At 60.6% G+C, this 19,995-nt stretch carries 18 protein-coding genes; 2 read left to right on the top strand and 16 right to left on the bottom strand.

The window, feature by feature from the left end:
- Positions 1–12 precede the first annotated feature (12 nt).
- The 3 genes from hcnC to hcnA are packed head-to-tail and all read right to left on the bottom strand — an operon-like array spanning position 13 to position 2,968.
- Positions 13–1,257: a cyanide-forming glycine dehydrogenase subunit HcnC gene (gene hcnC / locus ACPRTJ_RS10410; protein ID WP_054916441.1), complete on the bottom strand. Its 1,245-nt coding sequence runs from the start codon at positions 1,255–1,257 to the stop codon at positions 13–15.
- The gene (gene hcnB, locus ACPRTJ_RS10405; RefSeq protein WP_043861505.1) at positions 1,254–2,657 is read right to left on the bottom strand and encodes a cyanide-forming glycine dehydrogenase subunit HcnB; all 1,404 of its coding nucleotides are present in this window, start codon (positions 2,655–2,657) and stop codon (positions 1,254–1,256) included. The genes hcnC and hcnB overlap by 4 nt, the downstream gene beginning before the upstream one ends.
- Positions 2,654–2,968: a cyanide-forming glycine dehydrogenase subunit HcnA gene (hcnA, locus tag ACPRTJ_RS10400; protein WP_043861504.1), complete on the bottom strand. Its 315-nt coding sequence runs from the start codon at positions 2,966–2,968 to the stop codon at positions 2,654–2,656. The genes hcnB and hcnA overlap by 4 nt, the downstream gene beginning before the upstream one ends.
- 176 nt (positions 2,969–3,144) lie before the next feature.
- Here hcnA and ACPRTJ_RS10395 point away from each other — a divergent pair, with 176 nt between their 5' ends.
- Complete coding sequence (locus ACPRTJ_RS10395; RefSeq protein ID WP_426428781.1) at positions 3,145–5,358, top strand: LTA synthase family protein; 2,214 nt, start codon at positions 3,145–3,147, stop codon at positions 5,356–5,358.
- A 402-nt stretch (positions 5,359–5,760) separates the two neighbouring features.
- On the opposite strand, the gene ACPRTJ_RS10390 is transcribed toward ACPRTJ_RS10395, so the two are convergent.
- The 8 genes from ACPRTJ_RS10390 to ACPRTJ_RS10355 all read right to left on the bottom strand — a co-directional run bounded on the left by ACPRTJ_RS10390 (position 5,761) and on the right by ACPRTJ_RS10355 (position 11,982).
- Positions 5,761–6,759, bottom strand: coding sequence for a DUF4917 family protein (locus ACPRTJ_RS10390; protein ID WP_060519736.1), 999 nt, complete (start codon positions 6,757–6,759; stop codon positions 5,761–5,763).
- Between the two features lie 164 nt (positions 6,760–6,923).
- Positions 6,924–7,484 (bottom strand): arsinothricin resistance N-acetyltransferase ArsN1 family B, encoded by a 561-nt coding sequence (locus ACPRTJ_RS10385; protein ID WP_060519738.1) that lies wholly within the window; start codon positions 7,482–7,484, stop codon positions 6,924–6,926.
- Positions 7,477–8,559, bottom strand: coding sequence for an ArsO family NAD(P)H-dependent flavin-containing monooxygenase (locus tag ACPRTJ_RS10380; protein ID WP_101195987.1), 1,083 nt, complete (start codon positions 8,557–8,559; stop codon positions 7,477–7,479). The genes ACPRTJ_RS10385 and ACPRTJ_RS10380 overlap by 8 nt, the downstream gene beginning before the upstream one ends.
- Before the next feature lie 25 nt (positions 8,560–8,584).
- A complete protein-coding gene (locus ACPRTJ_RS10375) occupies positions 8,585–9,088 on the bottom strand; it encodes a cyclin-dependent kinase inhibitor 3 family protein (protein ID WP_082422063.1) in 504 nt (167 codons plus the stop codon).
- 4 nt (positions 9,089–9,092) lie between these two features.
- On the bottom strand, positions 9,093–9,806 hold the full coding sequence (gene arsH / locus ACPRTJ_RS10370; RefSeq protein ID WP_060519744.1) for an arsenical resistance protein ArsH: 714 nt from the start codon (positions 9,804–9,806) through the stop codon (positions 9,093–9,095).
- Between the two features lie 23 nt (positions 9,807–9,829).
- Positions 9,830–10,300 (bottom strand): arsenate reductase ArsC, encoded by a 471-nt coding sequence (locus tag ACPRTJ_RS10365; RefSeq protein WP_031314387.1) that lies wholly within the window; start codon positions 10,298–10,300, stop codon positions 9,830–9,832.
- A 14-nt stretch (positions 10,301–10,314) separates the two neighbouring features.
- On the bottom strand, positions 10,315–11,598 hold the full coding sequence (locus ACPRTJ_RS10360; protein WP_060519746.1) for an arsenic transporter: 1,284 nt from the start codon (positions 11,596–11,598) through the stop codon (positions 10,315–10,317).
- A 27-nt stretch (positions 11,599–11,625) separates the two neighbouring features.
- Complete coding sequence (locus ACPRTJ_RS10355) at positions 11,626–11,982, bottom strand: metalloregulator ArsR/SmtB family transcription factor (RefSeq protein ID WP_060519748.1); 357 nt, start codon at positions 11,980–11,982, stop codon at positions 11,626–11,628.
- Between the two features lie 733 nt (positions 11,983–12,715).
- On the opposite strand from ACPRTJ_RS10355, the gene ACPRTJ_RS10350 reads away from it, so the two are divergent.
- Positions 12,716–13,048, top strand: a complete 333-nt coding sequence (locus ACPRTJ_RS10350; RefSeq protein WP_039614978.1) for a DUF2790 domain-containing protein — start codon at positions 12,716–12,718, stop codon at positions 13,046–13,048.
- Positions 13,049–13,183: 135 nt separating this feature from the next.
- Here the strand turns inward: ACPRTJ_RS10350 and ACPRTJ_RS10345 are convergent, their stop codons facing one another.
- From ACPRTJ_RS10345 to ACPRTJ_RS10325, 5 genes are all read right to left on the bottom strand, one after another.
- The gene (locus tag ACPRTJ_RS10345) at positions 13,184–13,510 is read right to left on the bottom strand and encodes a four-helix bundle copper-binding protein (RefSeq protein ID WP_101195988.1); all 327 of its coding nucleotides are present in this window, start codon (positions 13,508–13,510) and stop codon (positions 13,184–13,186) included.
- A gap of 160 nt (positions 13,511–13,670) precedes the next feature.
- Entirely contained in the window at positions 13,671–14,024 is a 354-nt protein-coding gene (locus tag ACPRTJ_RS10340) for a copper-binding protein (RefSeq protein WP_060519755.1), read from the bottom strand.
- Positions 14,021–17,179: an efflux RND transporter permease subunit gene (locus ACPRTJ_RS10335; protein ID WP_426428777.1), complete on the bottom strand. Its 3,159-nt coding sequence runs from the start codon at positions 17,177–17,179 to the stop codon at positions 14,021–14,023. Before ACPRTJ_RS10335 ends, ACPRTJ_RS10340 begins: the two co-directional genes overlap by 4 nt.
- Positions 17,176–18,639, bottom strand: coding sequence for an efflux RND transporter periplasmic adaptor subunit (locus ACPRTJ_RS10330; RefSeq protein ID WP_101195989.1), 1,464 nt, complete (start codon positions 18,637–18,639; stop codon positions 17,176–17,178). Before ACPRTJ_RS10330 ends, ACPRTJ_RS10335 begins: the two co-directional genes overlap by 4 nt.
- Entirely contained in the window at positions 18,636–19,886 is a 1,251-nt protein-coding gene (locus ACPRTJ_RS10325) for a TolC family protein (RefSeq protein WP_060519761.1), read from the bottom strand. Before ACPRTJ_RS10325 ends, ACPRTJ_RS10330 begins: the two co-directional genes overlap by 4 nt.
- Between the last annotated feature and the right edge of the window lie 109 nt (positions 19,887–19,995).

Here is a 19,995-nt window from a genome sequence, read left to right as displayed (position 1 = left end):
GCACGCACCGGGTCAGGCCTGGGCGGCTTTGGGCTGAGCACCGAAGCGGTCCGCGAGGAACGGCGTCAGGTCCAGCGGCAGTGCCTCCTCATGCAGCACCTTGTCGATCAGCACGCCAGTGATCGCCGAGGTCAGGATGCCGGTGCGAAAGTGCCCACAGGCATTGAGATAGCCACTCACGCTCTGCACCGGGCCGAGAATCGGCAGCTCGTCCGGCGAACCGGGACGCAGGCCTGCCCAGCTGCGTTTGAGGTTGATCTGCGCCAGCTCCGGAATGCAGCGCACCGCGCCCTGTACCAGACCATTGATTTCCGGATAGGTGGTGGTGACGTCGAAGCCCTTGTCTTCGGTGGTGCTGCCGATCAGGATCTCGCCGTTGTCCTTCTGCGCCATGTAGCAATCGGCGGTGGTCAGACAGCCTTGCAGCAGCTTGGGCATGCGCTCGGTGAGCAGAATCTGGCCCTTGACCGGCTTGACCGGAATGCTCAGGCCGGTGGCCATCTCGCTCAGTTCTGCCGCCCAGGCGCCGCCGGCGTTGATCAGGGTCTGGCAGTGAAACTCGCCTTCCACGTCGGTCTTGACCCCCACCACCCGGTCGCCTTGGTGCAGCACGCCGGTGACGTTGGTGTTGAGGAACAGGTCGACGCCGTTCTGCCGCGCACCTTCGGTGTAGGCATCGGCCAGACGGAACGGGCTGACCTGGTGATCGCACAGGAACTCCAGCGCGCCGTGGGCATGGTGGCTGACGGCTGGCTCGGCCTTGCGCAGGGCATCGCGGTCGAGCCAGCGAACCTCGTGGGCCAGGTGCGGGATCTGCGCGACGATATGCTCGGCGTACAGGCGGTCCTCGTCGTCGTAGATCACGTACTTGAGGCCGGTGCGCTCGAACTTGAAGTCCATGCCGTGGCGCTCCATCAGTTCCTGGTGCAGGCCGGGGTACAAGGCATTGGATTGCAGCGCGAAGTCGAAGAACGACTGCGGCAGGATGTGCGGGGTGCTGGAATCGACCGCCACGGCGGCGCCGTTGGCTTCGCGCTTGTGCTTTTGCGACATCATGCGAAAGAAGATCACCCCGCAGCCCAGGCCGACCGATTCGCCGATCGCCCACAACCCGCCCGCCGAGGCGCGGGTAGCGTTGCCGGGGCGCTTGGCGTCGATCAGCGCGATCCTGAGGTTGCCACGCTTGGACAACTGGTAGGCGCAGGAAGCGCCGATCACACCGCCGCCGGCGATGACCACATCATAGGTTCTGTTCATGCTTCAGCTTCCGTGCCGAGGTTCTTGAATGCGGAGAAAGGGATCGGGTCGATGGGGAACCGCGGGCGCAGCCAGCCCACATCGGCACGCCCGGTGGCCTGGCGCAGGCGATCGTTGCAGTAGCCCACGCACATGCGGCCCTGGCAATCGCCCATGCTCACGCGGGTGCGCATCTTCAGCCCGGCCATGTCCTGTACACCCTGCTCCAGGGCGCGGTCGATGTCGCTGCGGGTGACGTGCTCGCAGCGGCAGATGACGGTGTCGGGTGCGGGCAGCGTGATCTGCTCAGTGCCGCGCAGTGTGTAGCGGTCTACCCCGGCACGAAAGCGCTTGATCGCGGCCAGCTTGCCCAGGTAGCGTTCGCGCAGGTCCAGCGCCTGTTCGGGGGTGATGACCTGAGCCTGGTGCAGGATCGACACGGCGGCGATGCGCCCGGTGAGCATCGCGGCTTCGCCACCGCGAATCCCGCCCATGTCACCGGCCAGGTGAATGTGCGGCTCGCTGCTCTGTTGCCACACGTTGCTTTCGGCGCGCAGGTAGCCGTCTTCGTTGAAGCCGTGGGCCAGGCCCATCTGCTGGCTGAGCTGGGTGCGCGGAATGAAGCCGTAGCCCACGGCCAGGGTCTGCGCCGAGACGCGCTGCACACGGCTGATGTCCGGCTGCCAGTTGTCACTGTAGGGGGCCAGGCGCACTTCGGTGAGTTCGCCCTCGCCGTTGGCACCTACCACGCCCCAGCCGTAGTTCATGGGGATACCGTTGAGCTTCAGATAACCGAGCATGCTCAGGCCGTCGAGAAACAGCTGCGGCTTGTTCAGCAGCGCCAGGCTTTCCTTGGCGATCTTGCCGAAGGCACATGCCTCGTACACCCCTTCCACCTTGACCCCGGCCGCGTGCAGCTGGCATGCCACTAGGGGCAGCAGCGGGCCGGTGCCGGCGATGACGGTGGTGCCCAGCGGCTTGACCACGCCGCTCTTGATCTGCAACTGCAGACCGCCCAGCAGCATCACGCCGGGCAGGGTCCAGCCGGGGAACGGCACGTTGCGCTCGTGGCAGCCGGCGGACAGTACCAGGTGGCTGTACTCCACTTCGTGCAGCTGCTCGTCGCTGTCCAGCACCATCAGGCGGTTGCCGCCTTCGCCCCCGACCACACGGGTTTCCAGGCGCACGTCGATGCGCTCGGCACAATCGGCGAACTCTTCGTGCAGGGTGTTCAGCGCGCTGGCATAACGCTTGCCCAGGTAGCCCAGGTCGACGCCGCTGCGCAAAGGGCCGCGATAGACCACCCCGCCCAGACGCGAAGCTTCGTCGAACAGCACGCTGGAGACGCCATGCCGGGCCAGTTCGATGGCAGCCGCCATGCCTGCCGAACCGCCGCCGACTATTACCGGACGCAGGCTCATTCGACACCCTCCACGTCGAAGCGGTTGACCCCGGTTTCGACCTGCATGCCCGGCTTGACGATGGTCTGGCAGGCGCGGCGCTTGGGGCGACCGTTGATCGACACCAGGCAGCAGTGGCACACGCCCATGCCGCAGAAGGCACCCGTGACCTGGCCATGGTCGTTGCGTGCCACCTGGCGCAGGCCCACTGCGTGCAGCACGTTGAGCACGCTTTCGCCTGCCGCGGCCGGTACCGGCCGACCGTTGAGCTCGATGGTCATGTCTGCCCGCGACAGGGGCTGAATATCATGATTGCGGTCCATTGACTGCATTGCGTTTCATCCTTGAAAAGAGTGGCAGGAACCCACCACGGTAAGCCATGGAGGCGCATTCGACATTGATCCAGGCCAGAAAACTGGGTTTCGACTTGTTGCCGGAATGCTGTGGAGATGTACTGCACTTGGTACCATCACCACATTTACATGACGACATGATGACGAACGCCCCCGTGAAACGTATCTATCGCTGGTTGCAGCACCCTCGCGCTTCGCTCGCCGCCCTGTTCGGGCTGCTGGTGGTGGTTCCTGTATGCCTGCGCGTGGCGAACGGCTGGGCCGATCCGCTGGGGTACCTGTCCGACGTGGGCCTCGGTGGAGCACTGGTCGTTCTGCTGTACCGTCGTCCGGTATGGCTGGCAGTGCCCGTGGTGCTGGCGTGGGGAGCGCTGAGCCTGGCCAGTGCCGAGCTGGTGGCCGCAGTAGGCCGATTGCCGACCCCGGCCGACCTGCACTACCTCACCGATGTGCAGTTCATGGAAAACTCCGCCGGTGGCAGCCTGGCCAACCCTGGCTTCGCCATTGCCCTGGGGCTTGGCCTGCTGTTGTGGCTTGCGACCCGCTGGGCGGCCCGGGCCAGACCCGTCGCGCCATTGCCGCGGCACCTGTGGGCGGTGCCCGTGACCTGCCTGCTGGTGCATGCCGGTACCCAGGCCTGGGAACCTGCCGAAGCGGACGAGTGGCAGGTGTTCAACCTGCCACATCAATTGCTGGCGGTAGGCGTGGGTGAAAGCCAGGCGCGTATCGAAGACTGGCTGGAGGCCGATGTGGTCGACCCACCCGTGGCCATGGCCGGCCTGACCCGCCTGGACCTGAGCGGCAAGCCGCTGCTCGACGCGCCCGGCAGCGCGCGCAACGTGCTGGTGGTCGCGCTGGAAGGCATCCCGGGGGCTTACCTGGACATCAACCGACGCACCCTCAACCCCGCCTACCAGGAACACCTGATGCCCAAGCTGAGCGCCTGGGCCGAACGCGGCATGAACACCCCCGACTATGTGCTGCATACCCACCAGACCATCCGTGGCCTCTACGCCATGCTGTGTGGCGACTACGACAAGCTCGACAACGGTACCCCCAAGGGGGTCGAGATGCTGACGCAGAACCAGCGCAACCAGGAATGCCTGCCGGCGCAATTGCGCGAACATGGCTTCAGCACGCACTACCTGCAGGGTGCCGGGCTGCGCTTCATGGCCAAGGACAAGATCATGCCGCACATCGGCTTCGATACCACCCTGGGCCTGGACTGGTTCAAGAACCCCAACTACCTGGACTTCCCGTGGGGCAAGGACGACAAGGCGTTTTTCGAAGGCGCGCTGGACTATGTCGGCCAACTGCAGAAGCAGCCTGAACCGTGGATGCTCACCCTGCTGACCGTGGGCACCCACCAGCCCTATTCCGCGCCGGCGGAGTACCTCGAACGCTACGCCACGCCCAAGCAGGCGGCAGTGGCCTACCTCGACGACGCTGTGGATAACTTTCTGGCGGGGTTGGAACGTCAGGGGGTACTCAAGGACACCCTGGTGGTGATCACCTCGGACGAATCCCATGGCATCGACGGTGTACGCCTGGCGTCTTCGTGGGGCTTCAACCTGATGCTGGCGCCCGAGCAGGCACAACTGCCACAGGTGAAATCCGGCGTGTACGGTCACGTCGACCTGACCGCATCGGTGCTCGACTACTTCGGCTTCCCGGTGCCCAACGCCCTCAGCGGGCGTTCGCTGCTGCGCGACTATGACAACGGGCGTGAAATCATGTCGTTCACCAACGGCAAGCTGCGCTATCACGATGGCAATGCCACCTTCACCGAATGCGATTTCCAGCAGCGCTGCCGGTCGTATGCCAGTACCGGCTTCATTGCCGAACGCGCCAACCTGACAGATCGCTTCCGTGGCCAGCGGGCACGCCAGGTGCAGGCGCGCGCCAGCGCACTGGACCAATCAGTGATGGGCTCACCGCTGAACCAGCACTACCAGTTTGGCAGCGCGACAGTGATCCCGCTGCAGCCGCAGATCAAGGATGACTGGGCCGACAACCTGATCGGCGCGCAGTACCTGGAGATGCCCAAGGGCTCGCACACCCGGGTACGCCTGACGGTACGCTCGGCCGACCCGCAGCAGAACGCCTATATCGTGCTCAAGACCAAGGAGTTCGAGCAGGAGGTGCTGGTGGGGCTACCTACCGAGGAGATGCTGGTCACGCCGGATCAGCCCCTGGAAATGGAGTTCACGTTCGACAACAACGAGTCGCGCAAGGCGTTCTCGTTCCACCTGCTGGGGCATGGGTTGGGGGCGGTCGAAGTAAGCGACTTCAGTGTGGTGACCGAAGCGCCGGGGCAGATTGATGAGCTGGATGAAACGCTGGCGCGGTTGAACGGCAAACCCAGTTGATTCCCTGATTGTCGGTGGACAGTTCACCGGCCTTCAGCGCACAACGCGGCTGTTCAACCAGCAGAAGCGGCTGCCCGCTTTTTCCGGTGTGAAGCGTGGCGCTGGCCGACGCTGTGATGGCCTGAGCAGCGGCCGCACGGGTGTGCGGGGCAAGCAGGATCCGGGAAGGCGAACCTTCCCGGATTCTTTGGCGGTGTGGAGTGCTGGATTTAGAGAATTAAAACTGTCGCAAAGAGGCCCAGTTTCCGTGGCCTTCAGCCCGATTCGGAGTAAACGCAAAACTGTCGCGAGCCCCCAAAACCGTTGACTCGGACAAATGCGCCAGAGAATAAAAACTGTCTAGCCCAGTAATGACGGGCCTTACAGCCACCTCTGAGATTTCAGGAGTGGATGTCCTGCCCGCTATTCGGGTTGAACCCAGCAGCCCGGGCTCTCACTGTCGAAGAAATCGACGTCAACTGGCCCCAGGTCATCCTGAATGATTTGGTAAGCCATGTTGCAATAAGGCTGATATCCCCGAAAGACTGAGACGGCTACGCGCTCAATGCCCGTCCCCTTCATTCGCTTGAGCAAATGCCTGTCGTGCTCCCCCAAGCCCCAACCGAACAGTGTCAGTGTCTTCCGGGGCGCCGTAAGCACCTCTCGATAGACAGTCGACAGGTAGTAGCTATTTTGAATCGAAGCTACCTTCTGACGCATGGTTCCTTCACTGACAAACAGCGGTACCACACGCTCGTTTTTCCACTCCTGAAGAATGGCTTCCAGCAAGCCGCCGCCCAATGCGCGGATCTTGAACTCTTCCTCTATGTTGTTGCGGCATAAAGCTAAGCTGCCATGGGGGTAGAACACCAACGTATTCACTCGCTCCTTGTACAGCTTCCGGAATCGACGCCAGTCGTCATCGAATACCCCGCCATCGACGAAGCAGTCTTTGAACATATGGCCGTCCGGGATGTTGAGACCATAGGCCACCGTCCAGTAAACCAGCAGGTCATAGTTTAGCGACAAGACCGTGTCGAACTCCTTCAGATACCGGTACATGTTCGGCAGATGATCGGTGATCTGGTGATATTCAGGGTGAACATCCCGCACTGCCTGGATCAGGCAATCCCGGACGCGCACGTAGGCTTCGTGGGTACGCTGATCTGGGATCTCCAACGATTTGTTGACGTTGGATGCTTGCCAGACGACCCGCAGAATTAGCTCAAAATCTTCTGTCTCAAAAAACTCGAACAGACGCGCCACGTCGTTCTGGAGCAGCTCATTTTCCCTGACATGTTCTAGCAGTGAGCGGTACGCAAAACTCTGCGACACAGCGATACTCGCGCCGTTGCCCAACAAGATGGTACCGCGCTGATAATGCTGAGCTATTTCTGCCCATGGCTTTACGGGGTATGGCATAGAGGCCACCTTCGAGTTGTGATCGCAGGATCATATCTCTGATGGTTCCATCGAGTCTTCTAGGCCGCCGACGTGTCTTCGCAACACGCTAGCTCAGATTCAAGCCCTGGTGACGAAACGCTCAGCGGCCGCTCAAATGGACCCTTCAAAATGGACCTCATGTTCTAACGCGGCATCGGGATTTGGGATAAGAAGCTTGTAGGAGCCTCAGGCCGACAACCCTCGCCACCGAAATCAAACCGCCAATATCCCACGTCATGCCACGCACCGAGTTTGAACCCGACCTGCGAAAACGTACCGATGTGCTGAAAGCCGAGTCGCTCATGGAGACCCACGCTTCCTTCGTTCGGTAAAGAAATACCCGCGTATGCAGAACGATATCCTAGCTGCTTCAGAACCGGCAGGAGAACGTCATAAAGCTGCCGGCCAATCCCACTCCGACGCTGCCCCTCTGCAACGTAGACGGTCACATCTACCGCCCACCGATATGCCGCTCGCGCTCGATGCTGGCTAGCATAGGCATAACCGACCACCCGACCTTGCTGCACAGCCACAAAATATGGATAGGTATGAAGCGTCGTCTCGATACGCTGGCGCATTTCTTCCGCGCTCGGCGCTACCTCTTCAAACGAGATGGCAGTGTGGAGCACAATCGGAGCGTAGATAGCCTGTATGGCTGCAGCGTCTTCTGGACCAGCAATACGAATCTCGATTCCGCTATGCATCCGGCTGCTCCAAGCTGTTCAGGTATTCCACTACTTCGTTTACGGTGCTGCGCGCGGTACGGGTGACGCCGATCAGCGTCGCCGAGGCCAGGGCGGTCCAGTCGCCATATCCGACCAGCCAGAGGCGCGGCTCGCGAATAGAGCGCGACCCGTCAACCTCGACCTTACCGCTGTCATCCAGCACGTCCAAGTCCCGCAAGTGATCCAGAGCCGGCCGGAAACCGGTACACCAGATCACCGCATCGACCTGGGTTTTCTCACCATTGGGCCAGACGACCCCGTCAGGCGTGAATGAGACAAAAGGCCTTACAGACCGTAGGGCTCCTCGCTCGCGGGCCCGGACCACCGGGGGCACCATGACTATATCGCCAAGCCCGCCGACCGGTACGTTGATAACACGGCCCTCCTGTTGAGCCTTGAGGCGCTCGGTAGCCCGCTCGAACAGCACCCGGCCATCGACATCATCAGGCAGAAACGCCGGCTCCTCCGTGGTTACCCACGTTGCGTCGGCGACCTCGGACAGCTCCGCATAGATTTGCGCCCCCGAGTTGCCACCACCAACGACCAGCACGCGCTTTCCTTGGAAAGCCTCTGGTGACTGATAATGGGCGGAGTGAATTTGCTGCCCCCCGTACAGCTCTATCCCCGGATAAACCGGAACATAGGGTTTGCTCCAAGTCCCCGTTGCGCTGATGACGGCACGGGCTTCCCAGTCGCGGTCCTTCGAGCGAACACGAAGGCCACGCCCGGTTCGCTCCACCGCCGTAACGCTGACGGGGCGAACGATAGGAAACCCGTAGCGCGCCTCGTACTGCTCCAGATAGCTGACCACGTGATCCCTATCGGGATTACCTTCGGTGACTAGCGGCATCGGCCAGCCCGCGATCGAGCTCCATGCTGAGGGTGAGAATAGCGTCAGCGAGTCCCAGCCATGGCGCCACGCCCCGCCCGCAGCCTCTTCGGCGTCGAGCAGCAGAAACGACAACTTGGCCCGCTTGAGAAAATAGGCCACCGTAAGCGCGGACTGCCCGCCGCCAATCACGATGACATCGAGTAGTTCGCCGTCGGTGGCCATGGTCTCTCCTGTCTGGCTGGAGCGCTCAGTCTTCGCCGAATTGGTTGATGTAGTTGATGTGCGCAGGCTTCTGAATCGCCCGTGGGCGAAGCTCCTGCACCCAAGCGATCGCCTCGCGACGCGGCATTCCGGATTCGATCAGCAGACGGGCAGCGAACAGCCCGGTGCGACCGGAGCCGCCCTTGCAGTGGATGGCCAGGGCCTTGTTGGAAGCGAGCAAATCGTCTAACTGGTGGCGAATCTCCCCCAACCGAGCCTCGAAGGTTTGATCAGGAGCCTGATCATCCTCGATCGGCAACTGGTACCACTCCAACCCATACTGCCTGGCCGCGACGCCAAGCTCACCAACGCCGTTTTCCTGAAGCTCTGTATCCGACATCAGGGTAACCAGCGCCACGGCGCCAGCCTGCTTCAGCGTCTTCAGGCTTTCAGCAAGATCGCTGGCCTGGGTGCCCGGGCAGGGTGTGAAAATTAGCGCTCCTGGGGCATGGGGCAGCGATTTCATCGAGTAGGGATGTGACATGCTCATGACCTCAAATGGACCGCAGATTGACTCGCTTGGACAGCTCTTCCGCCGACTCCTTGCGCTCGGAGTAGCGATCCACCAGGTAATCCTGGCGGTCGCGCAATAGCAGCGTGAACTTGGTCAGTTCTTCCATCACATCAACCAGCCGGTCATAGAAGGAAGAAGGTTTCATGCGCCCGGCATCATCGAACTCCAGGAAGGCTTTTGGAACCGACGACTGGTTAGGGATAGTGAACATGCGCATCCAACGGCCCAGCACGCGCAATTGGTTCACCACGTTGAACGACTGCGAGCCACCACAAACCTGCATCACCGCTAATGTCTTGCCCTGGGTCGGACGTACGGCGCCCATGGCCAAAGGTACCCAGTCGATCTGCGCCTTAAAGACTGCGCTCATAGAACCGTGACGCTCGGGCGAGCACCACACCTGGCCCTCGGACCATTGCATCAGCTCGCGGAGTTCCAGCACCTTCTCGTGGGAGTCCGGAGCGTCATCCGGGAGCGGCAGGCCGGAAGGGTCGAAGATACGGGTTTCGGCGCCGAACTCTTCCAGCAGGCGCGCAGCTTCCTGGACCATCAAGCGGCTGAATGAGCGTTCGCGGGTCGATCCGTACAGCAGCAGGATGCGTGGTTTATGCGTGGAGGGATCCTTCGGCTCCAGACGCTCCAGCGACGGCAGATCGATCAGTTCTGGCTGGATATTTGGCAGGTGGTCGTTCATTTCAGTCTCCATTGATCCAGGGCCTACAGCGCGCCGATGCGAGCAAGTTCGGCTTTCAGTTCGTCCTGGCTCAGTTGCGAGAAGGGCAGCGCAATGAAAGCGCGCACGCGCTCATCGATCTTCGCAAGTGTGGTCTGGAAGGCTTGTTCGATTTCCGCCTCACTGCCGGTAACCGCCGAAGGGTCGGCCAGGCCCCAGTGGGCTTTGAGCGATGGACCGAAGAAGATCGGGCAGGCTTCGCCGGCAGCTCGATCGCACACGGTGACGACTATGTCGGGAGGAGAGCTCTCGAAGACATCCGAGGCCTTGCTTGAAAGACCAGCGGTGGGGATACCGGCGGCTTCCAAGGTCTTCAGCGCCCGCTCATTGACCTTGCCGCTTGGGAAGCTACCCGAGCTCACAGCTTCCATACCCTCGGGGGCCAGATGATTGAACAGCGCCTCGGACAGGATGCTGCGGCAGCTGTTGTGGGTGCACATGAACAAGACTTTCATCAGATATCTCCGGTTCAAAAGCTCAGGCGTATGGCCAATGCGGCCAAGGTGGCAAGCAGGATCGGCAGCGTCAGGACGATACCGGTGCGGAAGTAGTAACCCCAGGTGATAACGATGTTTTTGCGGGCCAGCACGTGCAGCCACAGCAAGGTGGCCAGGCTGCCGATTGGGGTGATTTTCGGACCGAGGTCACAGCCGATGACGTTGGCGTAGATCATGGCCTCACGCACGATGCCAGTGGCCTCGGCGGAATGGATCGACAAAGCTCCTACCAGTACAGTGGGCATGTTGTTCATGACCGACGACAGGCCAGCGGCGAGCAGCCCCGTCCCGAGGGATGCGCCCCAGACCCCGTAGCCGGTGAAGACATTGAGGATCTGCGTCAGGTAGTCGGTGAGGCCGGCATTACGCAGGCCATAGACCACCAGGTACATGCCAAGCGAGAACACCACGACCTGCCAAGGCGCGTCCTTGAGCACCTTGCGGGTTGAGATCACGTGCCCATGCGCAGCGATCAGGTAGAGGATCAGCGCACAGGCAGCAGCGATGGCGCTGATCGGAACGCCCAGCGGCTCGATGGCGAAGAAGCCGACCAGCAACAGCGCAAGCACCCACCAGCCGGCAACGAACGTCGCCTTGTCGCGGATAGCGGCTTCGGGAGCCTTCAGTTGGTCGAGTTCATAGGTTCGCGGCAGGTCCTTGCGGAAGAACCACAGCAGCATTCCCAGCGTGGCGGCGATACTGACCAGGTTCACCGGCACCATGATCGAGGCGTACTCGCTGAAACCGATGCCAAAGTAGTCGGCGGAAACGATGTTCACCAGGTTGGACACCACCAGCGGCAGGCTCGCGGTATCGGCGATAAAACCTGCTGCCATGACAAATGCCAACGTCGCCGCCGGGGAAAAACGCAGGGCAAGCAGCATGGCGATAACGATCGGCGTCAGGATCAGCGCTGCGCCATCATTGGCGAATAACGCCGACACTGCTGCTCCCAGGAGAATGATGAAAGCGAACAGCTTGCGGGTACTGCCGTTGCCCCAGCGGGCCACATGCAACGCTGCCCATTCGAAGAAACCCGCCTCATCCAGCAAAAGGCTGATGATGATGACAGCGATAAACGTTGCGGTGGCGTTCCATACTATCTGCCACACCACTGGGATATCAGACAGATTCACTACGCCCGCCAGTAGCGCCACGACCGCCCCTAGACCAGCGCTCCAGCCCACCCCCAGACCCTTTGGCTGCCAGATCACCAGAACGATCGTTGCGAGAAAAATCAAAAATGCGATGAACATGGCTCAACTCAGTCAGCGAAGTGAAAATCAAGCACAAGCAGCAGGGCTTTGTGGACGCTCGCCCATTTCAGCAAGGCGCACAGCATCGGCGCTTAGCCACTGGGCGTTTGCATCGACAACACTCTTGAGCATCATCTGCACCCATTCTGGCAAGGACGGATTGAGGCGGTAATACACCCATTGTCCCTGCCGCCGGTCCATGAGGATTCCGGCTTCTCGCAATTGAGCAAGATGCCGAGAAATCTTCGGCTGGCTGAGGTCGAGTGCGCAGGTCAACTCACATACGCATAGCTCGCCTTCACTGGCGATCAGCAAGGTCATCCGGGCTCGTGTTTCGTCAGCGAGACATTTAAAAACGATGGGGGGGGTTAGGGTTTCCCGCATTTGACCTCCTGGGGAACGCAGCACGGGCGGCTCATATCTGGAGGCTCGAATATATGACCATTCAGATATACGGTAAAGCAGATATTAATTCACTGACCAGATGACCGAGTCACAGTAGGAGGCAAAATCCAGGGTTCGCGCCCTTATCCGGATATTGATTCCCTTCCCATCGAGTCCACGATGAACCACCCTGAGATGTCTCTCCGATTGCTTGGTGCCGATCAGATCCAGGGGTTGGATGAGTATCTTTCCGCAGCCGGCTTGCCTACCCCGGACCTTCTGCAGCACGACCGCATGTTCTATTCCTTTCACCGTGGAGAAACGGAACTGGGATATGGGGCATCGAAGGATGGCCAGGCTCGTCTAATTCGTTCGCTGGTTGTGGATCCTGGGAAAGAGGATCCGGGGTCGGTACCTTGCTGCTTAGAGCACTTGAACGCATAGCCGAAGCCGACGGGGCTTAAAGCCTCTGCGGACCACAATTGCGCCCGATTTATTCGAGGCTCGGGGATATGAGCGCAGAGAGCGATCCCTAGCCCCTAGGGTGATTTCCAACTCCGCAGAGTTTGAAAAGCTCTGTCCCGTGTCGGCTTTACCTTAGGCACCCGCAAACTGTCTATGAGGGAATAGCGCTGTCAACCCAGCACAGCCTTACAAAGATGTAATGCCTGGATCACATGGATGACAGCTACCGGGCCTTAGGCTGCAGTCATGTTTTCATGGAGTAATTGAAATGATCAAAGCCAAATGCATCGCCGGCCTACTTCTCTTAATCGCCTCCTCATCCGCTTTTTCCGAAGGAGGTTCTGATCGTTTGCACGGAAAAATGATTCAGGCGAATGAGCAGGCTATGCGTGCATACGCAGCGGCCAATGGAAAAAAGCCACCTGAGGTGATCCATTATCGCTATGGAATGAAGCTGGACGTGGCGAGAGTCATCAGCAGGACTTCGACCAACGGCAGCTGCGACGTGATGCCGGCACAGATGAATTACGAGGACTCAACAGGAGAGCTGAAAATCCTTGAATATCGCACTGCCGGAATTAACTGCAGGGGTCAAAACTGACCGAAGCACAGGTTAATTCTTGAAGTCAGCTGATCACCAGTAGCGCCAGCTGATCGGCCGCCAGGGGGCTTGTGATCGACCGACCGAGGTCTTCCCTAAGTACTTTGCAAAAGAACGACGGTCGGTCGAAATTAATTAGGCAGCCATTGCTTCGCAGGATTGTGCGCAGGCCAAACAGGCTTGTGCGCAATGCTGACAGTGGTCTGCCGTGTGCTTACTGCACTCCTCCCCGCAGGCGCGGCAAATCCTGGCGCACAACGCACAAAATTCCTTGGCGAGCATGCTTTCTCGTGCCATCAAGGTAGCCGCCAGCCTGCACATATCTGCGCAATCCCTGTCCAACTTGATGCAGTCAGCCATCATTTTTACGTCCTGCTCTTGCAGGCAGGCTGACGCGCAGCCTTCACAGGCCAGCGCACAGCGCAGGCATTCCGAGATGCATTCATCAAAGCTACTGTTCATGATCATATCTCCGGTATCGGGTCGATGTGATGCCAGTGCACCGTCTCATGACGGTATGTAGCGTTCGACCTGAGGGGTTCCTGAAGATTGATTACATTTCTGTAAGCTTGTCCGAATCATCTCAGTATGAAGGCGTGCCCGATCATTCAAGGCTTTTCAATCACTGCTTCTGGATGCTCACGATTTTCGCGGAGCTTCCCTCCATGCGGAACCCAAATTTCACCTTGTCGCCTACGTTCAAGCCCTTCAGCTGTGCAGGCTCAGATTGGAAGCCCATGGTCATCGCCGGCCATTTGAGCTCTGCTACCGGGCCGTGCGCTAAGGTGATTTTCCCGCTTTGAAGATCCAGCGCCTTTATTGTCCCCTCAGCATGCGCAGTGGGAGCCGCCTGGCTCCCTTGGCCCCCCTCGGCGGAGGCTGGCATTTTCTTCATGTCCATACCATCCATGTCCTGGGCATGCACACTGGTGGCAAAAGCGGTGACCAGGCCTGCGATGACAATTAGCTTTTTCATTGGATTTCTCCTGAGAGGTTGGGGGTAGTTACAGCAAGTTCGCGGCGACGGATCAGCCAGTACGCCGCAGGGATTACAAAAAGGGAAAGCAAGGGGGCGGTGAGCATGCCGCCCACCATGGGAACCGCGATGCGGCTCATGACCTCGCTGCCGGTACCGCTGCTCCAGAGGATGGGCAGCAAGCCTGCAACGATGACCGCCACAGTCATTGCCTTGGGCCTGATGCGTTGCACCGCGCCCTCACGGATCGCGTCGAGCAGCGCTGTTCGTGTGGTTTCGCCTTTGGCTTGACGCTCAGCCCAAGCGTTATTCAGGTAGATGAGCATGATCACTCCGAACTCCGCCGCTACGCCGGCCAGGGCAATGAAACCAACGCCTGTGGCCACCGACAGGTTGTAGCCCAGCAGGTACAGCAGCCAAACGCCTCCGGTCAGCGCGAACGGTAGTGTGCCCATGATGAGCAACGCCTCACCGAGGCGCCCAAAGGTCAGGTAGAGCAGCACGAAGATGATGGCCAGCGTCGCCGGCACCACCCAGGCCAGACGGGCATTCGCCCGCTCCAGGTATTCGAACTGGCCGGAGTAGCTCAAGCTCATGCCTGGATCGAGCTTCACCTCGCTGATGATCGCCTGACGAAGGTCTGCCACAACAGACGATAGATCCCGGCCGCGCACATCGATGTACACCCAACCCGAGGGGCGAGCATTCTCGCTCTTAAGCATGGGCGGGCCATCAGCGATACGTATGCGGGCCACGCTGCCGAGCGTCAGCTGACCGCCCTGCGAGGTGTAGATCGGCAGCTGACGCAACGCCTCCACGGAATCACGCCATTCGCGTGGATAGCGCACGCTGATGGGATAGCGGGCCAAGCCTTCAACCGTTTCTCCAATGGTTTCGCCACCAATGGCGCCAGCCACGAGGGCCTGTACGTCGGTGATGTTCAGACCGTAACGGGCAGCGGCATGGCGATCGATATCCAGATCAATGTAGCGGCCACCAGTCAAACGCTCCGCCAGCGCCGAAGTCACTCCAGGAACCTTTTTCGCTGCCCGCTCCACAGCGAGGGTAGCCCGGTCTATCTGGTCTAGGTCGCTGCCGGCCACCTTGACGCCTATTGGGCTCTTGATACCGGTGGCCAGCATATCGATGCGGTTGCGGATGGGCGGGATCCAGATGTTGGTCAGCCCAGGCACACGCACAGTGCGATCAAGCTCCTCGATGAGCTTCTCCGTGGTCATTCCTGGACGCCACTCACTCTTGGGCTTGAGCCGAACGATGGTCTCGAACATCTCCAGCGGTGCCGGGTCGGTAGCGGACTCGGCGCGGCCGGCTTTACCAAAGACACTGGCCACCTCGGGAACAGTTCGAATCAGACGATCCGTTCGCTGCAACAGCTCTGAAGCTTTCTGCGCCGAGAGTCCAGGCAAGGCTGAAGGCATGTAAAGCAGATCACCTTCATCGAGCGGAGGAAGGAACTCGCCCCCAAGATGATTCAAGGGCCACAGACTGCTGAGCAGGATGAGCAATGCTCCAGCGAGGGTAACCAGAGGCCGGCGCAGGACGACCTCTAATGCCGGACGGTACAGCCGGATGAGGCCCCGGTTGAGCGGGTTGCGCTGTTCCGCAGGCAGTGGCCCTCTGATCCAGTACCCCATCAGCACCGGAATCAGGGTCACCGATAGCGCAGCCGCCGCTGCCATTGCGTAGGTCTTGGTAAAGGCCAGGGGTGCGAAGAGACGCCCTTCCTGGGCTTGCAGCGTGAACACCGGGATGAACGATAGCGTGATGATCATCAGGCTGAAGAATAGTGCCGGTCCTACCTCGACGGCCGCCTCTGTCATTACCCTCCAATGCGCTTCGCCTCGCAAGGGTTGACCAGGATGCCGGGCATGCCAAGCCTCAACACGTTTGTGGGCGTTCTCGATCATGACCACGGCAGCGTCCACCATTGCACCGATGGCAATAGCGATTCCGCCAAGGGACATGATGTTGGCATTGATACCCTGATGACGCATGACAATCAGCGCAATCAAGATTCCCACGGGAAGCGACACGATAGCCACCAACGACGAGCGCAGGTGCCAGAGAAACGCTGCGCATACCAACGCCACTACTACGAATTCCTCGATCAGCTTGTGACTGAGGTTCTCCACGGCACGGTCGATCAACTGGCTGCGGTCGTAGACGGTGACAAGCTCCACCCCGGCTGGCAGGCCTTTCTTCAGGGTTTCTAGCTTGGCCTTGACGTGCCCGATGGCCTCACGAGCATTCTTCCCGCTGCGCAGGATCACCACCCCTCCTACGGCTTCGCCGAGGCCGTCCAGTTCGCCTATGCCTCTGCGGGCTTCCGGACCTATCTGCACCGTAGCGACGTCGCCTAATGTCACCGGCACGCCCTTGGTAGCCAGTCGCAGCGGTATCGCTCTGAAATCATCCAGCGATCGCAGGTAGCCGGCCGCACGTACCATGAACTCCGCTTCGCCCTGCTCCAGTACACCGCCACCGGTCTCCTGGTTGGCCTTGCCTATAGCCTCAACCACCTCAGCCTGGGTGATACCGAGGCTGGCCATGCGCAGCGGATCGAGGACGACTTGGTACTGCTTGACCATACCGCCGATGGTGGCTACCTCAGCGACATCCGGCAGGGTCTTGAGCTCATAGCGCAGGAACCAGTCCTGCAGGCTGCGCAGTTGCGACAGGTCATGGCCGCCGTTGCGATCGACCAACGCATACTGATAAATCCAGCCCACTCCGGTGGCATCCGGGCCCAGTACCGGCTTGGCTGCCTCAGGTAATCGCGATTGCGCCTGGCTCAGGTACTCAAGCACCCGTGAGCGCGCCCAATACAGATCGGTGCCGTCCTCGAACAGCACGTAGACGAAGCTGTCACCGAAGGCGGAGAAACCGCGTACCGTTTTGGCCCCCGGAACCGAGAGCATGGTTGTGGTCAGCGGATAGGTCACCTGATTCTCAACGATTTGGGGAGCCTGGCCTGGGTAGGACGTGCGGATGATCACCTGCACGTCCGACAGGTCGGGCAAGGCGTCGATTGGCAGGCTACGCACCGAGACGAAGCCCCATGCCACCAGAAACAGCGTGGCGAGGAGCACCAGCACACGGTTGCCTACCGACCAGCGGATCAGTTTGGCAATCATGGTTGGCCCTCCACCACGTTGATCTGCTCAACTACCATGCCCTCGTCGCGTTCGCGTATGCCAAAGCGAATCTGCGCACCGACCTTGAGGCCATCAAGGAGAGACTGATCAACCACAGGAAAGGTCATGGTCATCCCTGGCATGCCCAGGGTGATGAAAGGACCGTGGGCAACGGTGAGCTGGGTGCCGTCTATCTGCACGACACGGCCATCCGCTTCATGCAGGGCTGGCCCCGCATTAGGCTGACTATCCTGCGCCGTCGCCGCCTCGATGCCTTTCAAATTAGCGTCGGAGTCCAACAGGAATTGCCCGGACGCGACGATGCGCTGTCCTGGCTGAAGGCCCTGCAACACCGCAACTTTCCCTCTGCTCTCCTGGCCCAACACGACTTCCACCGGCCGGAAGCGACCACCGTCTTCAGCCAGCATCAACAGGTCTCGCTTGCCGGTGCGGATGACCGCCTCGGCAGGCACCAAGAGGCTTTGCTCGGAAGACTCGCCGGGATGGAGAGCCACTTGAGCGGTCATCCCAGGACGAAGCCGTCCATCCGGGTTGGGCAACTCGATACGCAGGCGCAACGTGCGGCTCTGCAAATCGGCATCGGCGAGCAACGCGGTCAACTTGCCCGGTATGGGATCGCCTGGGAACGCTGGCAATTGCGCCCGCACAGGCTGGCCTTCGCGAAGACCTTGAGCCTGGGCTTCCGGCACAGCCGCTTCCAGCCAGACGTTGGCCACTCCATTGATCCTCGCCAAGGTAGCCCCCGGCGTCAACGTCATTCCGGGTCGCAAATCGAGAACCTGGATGACTCCGGCCGTGGGTGCGGAGAGTGTGACCGAGAGCTGCACCTTCCCAGTGCTCGCGACCCGGTTGATCAGGTCGGCCGGCATGCCGGCGAGCACAAGCCGCTGTCGTGCCGCCGCCGTCAGCTGCGTGTCGCCGGAATGCCGCAGCGCCAGGTATTCCTCCTGCAAACCAGCCCACTCCGGGGTTAGCACATCGGCTAGAGGAGCCCCTTTGGCAACGATGTCGCCCGTCGCTCGACCATAGACGCGCTCGACGTAGCCGCCAGTCCGGGCCTGCAATACGCTGAAGTCGCGTTCGTCGAACGTTAGAACGCCGCTCACACTCAGGGTCCGTTCTAGCCGGCCAGCCGTCACCGTCGCCAATCGAATCCCAAGGTTTTGCTGGAGCCCAGCCGAGACCTGAACCGCAGGCTGCTCCTCGCCAGCCGTGTCATCCGAATACTTGGGCACGAGCGGCATGTCCATGAACGGCGATTTTCCGGGCGCCGGGAAGTGCTGCTGGGGATACATCGGGTCATACCAGTACAGCGCTTTTTTTTCCTCACCTACTGGCTGGGATGAGGAATACGCACCTCTTCCACCTAGCCAGAAGCCCGCGCCTATCCCAATAGCAAGGGCAGCAGCCACGAGCAAACCAATCGACCTATTCCTCATGCCCGCACCTCTCCATAAACGAAATGCAGACGCGCTGCTGTTGCCGCCAACTGTCCTTGCAGGTCCACATCCTGTAGCAGCGCTTCCACACGCTGCCGGCGTGCCGACAGCACTTCACTCAACGGCGAATTACCGGCGCGGTAGTCCGCCAGAGCGAGGCGTACCCGGTCCTCGGCCAGGGGCAAAAGTGTTTCGCGACTGCGCCGTACAGCCCGTTGCAAGCGTTGGTACTCGGCAAGGTCTGTTTCAAGCTGAGCTTGATGCTCGCGCAGGGCAGCGTCCTGCTCATTTTCCAATTGGCGAACTTGTGCGCGTCGTGCCGCAATCATTGGGTCTTGCCGGGAGCTGGTGAACAACGGCAACTGGAAGCTGACTTGCAGGCTGACCATGTTGCTGAAGTCCGGACCACGGCGCTGATAATCCACCCCCCAGGACCAATCCGATTTCTTTTCCGCCTGAGCCTGGTGTACCTGGGCTTGAGCCTCGCGTGTCATGGCGTTGTAGGTATTGAGCTCCGGATGGGCATGGACGGAGTGCAAGTATTCAGCTGCATCTACAGGCCAGACAGGGAACGTCGGCGCGCCCACTTCGGCGTCCTGCCCAATCCAGCGCTTCAGCGCGGCTCGCGCCTGAGCTGACTGACTCAACAGAACGTCTTTCTGCTCGTCCAACTGTGCCAATTCCTGTTTGGGAGCCAACGTATCGGCCGTTGAGCCTGCGCCTCCGGCCAGGCTGGCCCGCACCGTGGAAGCCAGCAGCTGGTTTTCTTTGTAGAAGGCGTCGAACTGTTCAAGCTTTCGCTGCACGGTGTATGCAGCCACCCAAGCCTGTGCGGTTGCCGCCCGAACTTTCAGCCGTTCGAACAGCGCCTCGGCATCGGCTCGCTCGACCGTGGCCTGCGCTGTCTCTATGCGAGCTTTGCGTTTGTCCCGGTTCGGTACTTCTTGGGACAGGCCAACCACCTGCATGGTCATGAAGTCTCTGTTCATGCTCCAGCGGTCGGTGCCTTCAATCGGCAGGTTCTGTACCCCGAGATTCAGGCGCGGATCGGGTAGTTCGCCCGCTGGAATGACTGCGCTGCGCGCAGCTGATGCCTGCTCCTGGCGGGCCTGTAGAGAGGGAGCGTTGCGTTCAGCCAGTTGCAGCGCCTCATCCAGCGACAGCGTTGCAGCCTGTGCCGAGACAGCCGGCAGCAGTATGAACAGGACGGCCGTGGTTATCCGTCCCTGAAAACGTTGGGGAGTCATGAAAATGATTCCTCGAAAGATCAGCGCCCAGGCGCGTGCCATCGCCCCGCTGCTAGGCGGAACGACGGTGTGAAATTAAGAGGGAATCAGACGCGGGGAGGCCGCCATG

This window comes from Pseudomonas palmensis (assembly GCF_049942755.1).
GTDB classification, from domain to species: Bacteria; Pseudomonadota; Gammaproteobacteria; order Pseudomonadales; family Pseudomonadaceae; genus Aquipseudomonas; species Aquipseudomonas palmensis.
The sequence above is the reverse complement of the archived record's forward strand: the minus strand, read 5'-3'. Positions and strand labels throughout refer to the sequence as shown.

Coding starts and splice junctions, on each gene's coding strand:
- ACPRTJ_RS10355 (WP_060519748.1), bottom strand. CDS start 11,982: ATGCGGGAAACCCTAACCCCCCCCATCGTTTTTAAATGTCTCGCTGAC.
- ACPRTJ_RS10350 (WP_039614978.1), top strand. CDS start 12,716: ATGATCAAAGCCAAATGCATCGCCGGCCTACTTCTCTTAATCGCCTCC.
- ACPRTJ_RS10375 (WP_082422063.1), bottom strand. CDS start 9,088: ATGAGCATGTCACATCCCTACTCGATGAAATCGCTGCCCCATGCCCCA.
- ACPRTJ_RS10325 (WP_060519761.1), bottom strand. CDS start 19,886: ATGACTCCCCAACGTTTTCAGGGACGGATAACCACGGCCGTCCTGTTC.
- ACPRTJ_RS10330 (WP_101195989.1), bottom strand. CDS start 18,639: ATGAGGAATAGGTCGATTGGTTTGCTCGTGGCTGCTGCCCTTGCTATT.
- ACPRTJ_RS10365 (WP_031314387.1), bottom strand. CDS start 10,300: ATGAAAGTCTTGTTCATGTGCACCCACAACAGCTGCCGCAGCATCCTG.
- ACPRTJ_RS10380 (WP_101195987.1), bottom strand. CDS start 8,559: ATGGCCACCGACGGCGAACTACTCGATGTCATCGTGATTGGCGGCGGG.
- ACPRTJ_RS10360 (WP_060519746.1), bottom strand. CDS start 11,598: ATGTTCATCGCATTTTTGATTTTTCTCGCAACGATCGTTCTGGTGATC.
- ACPRTJ_RS10385 (WP_060519738.1), bottom strand. CDS start 7,484: ATGCATAGCGGAATCGAGATTCGTATTGCTGGTCCAGAAGACGCTGCA.
- arsH (WP_060519744.1), bottom strand. CDS start 9,806: ATGAACGACCACCTGCCAAATATCCAGCCAGAACTGATCGATCTGCCG.
- hcnB (WP_043861505.1), bottom strand. CDS start 2,657: ATGAGCCTGCGTCCGGTAATAGTCGGCGGCGGTTCGGCAGGCATGGCG.
- ACPRTJ_RS10345 (WP_101195988.1), bottom strand. CDS start 13,510: ATGAACAGTAGCTTTGATGAATGCATCTCGGAATGCCTGCGCTGTGCG.
- hcnC (WP_054916441.1), bottom strand. CDS start 1,257: ATGAACAGAACCTATGATGTGGTCATCGCCGGCGGCGGTGTGATCGGC.
- hcnA (WP_043861504.1), bottom strand. CDS start 2,968: ATGCAGTCAATGGACCGCAATCATGATATTCAGCCCCTGTCGCGGGCA.
- ACPRTJ_RS10335 (WP_426428777.1), bottom strand. CDS start 17,179: ATGATTGCCAAACTGATCCGCTGGTCGGTAGGCAACCGTGTGCTGGTG.
- ACPRTJ_RS10390 (WP_060519736.1), bottom strand. CDS start 6,759: ATGCCATACCCCGTAAAGCCATGGGCAGAAATAGCTCAGCATTATCAG.
- ACPRTJ_RS10340 (WP_060519755.1), bottom strand. CDS start 14,024: ATGAAAAAGCTAATTGTCATCGCAGGCCTGGTCACCGCTTTTGCCACC.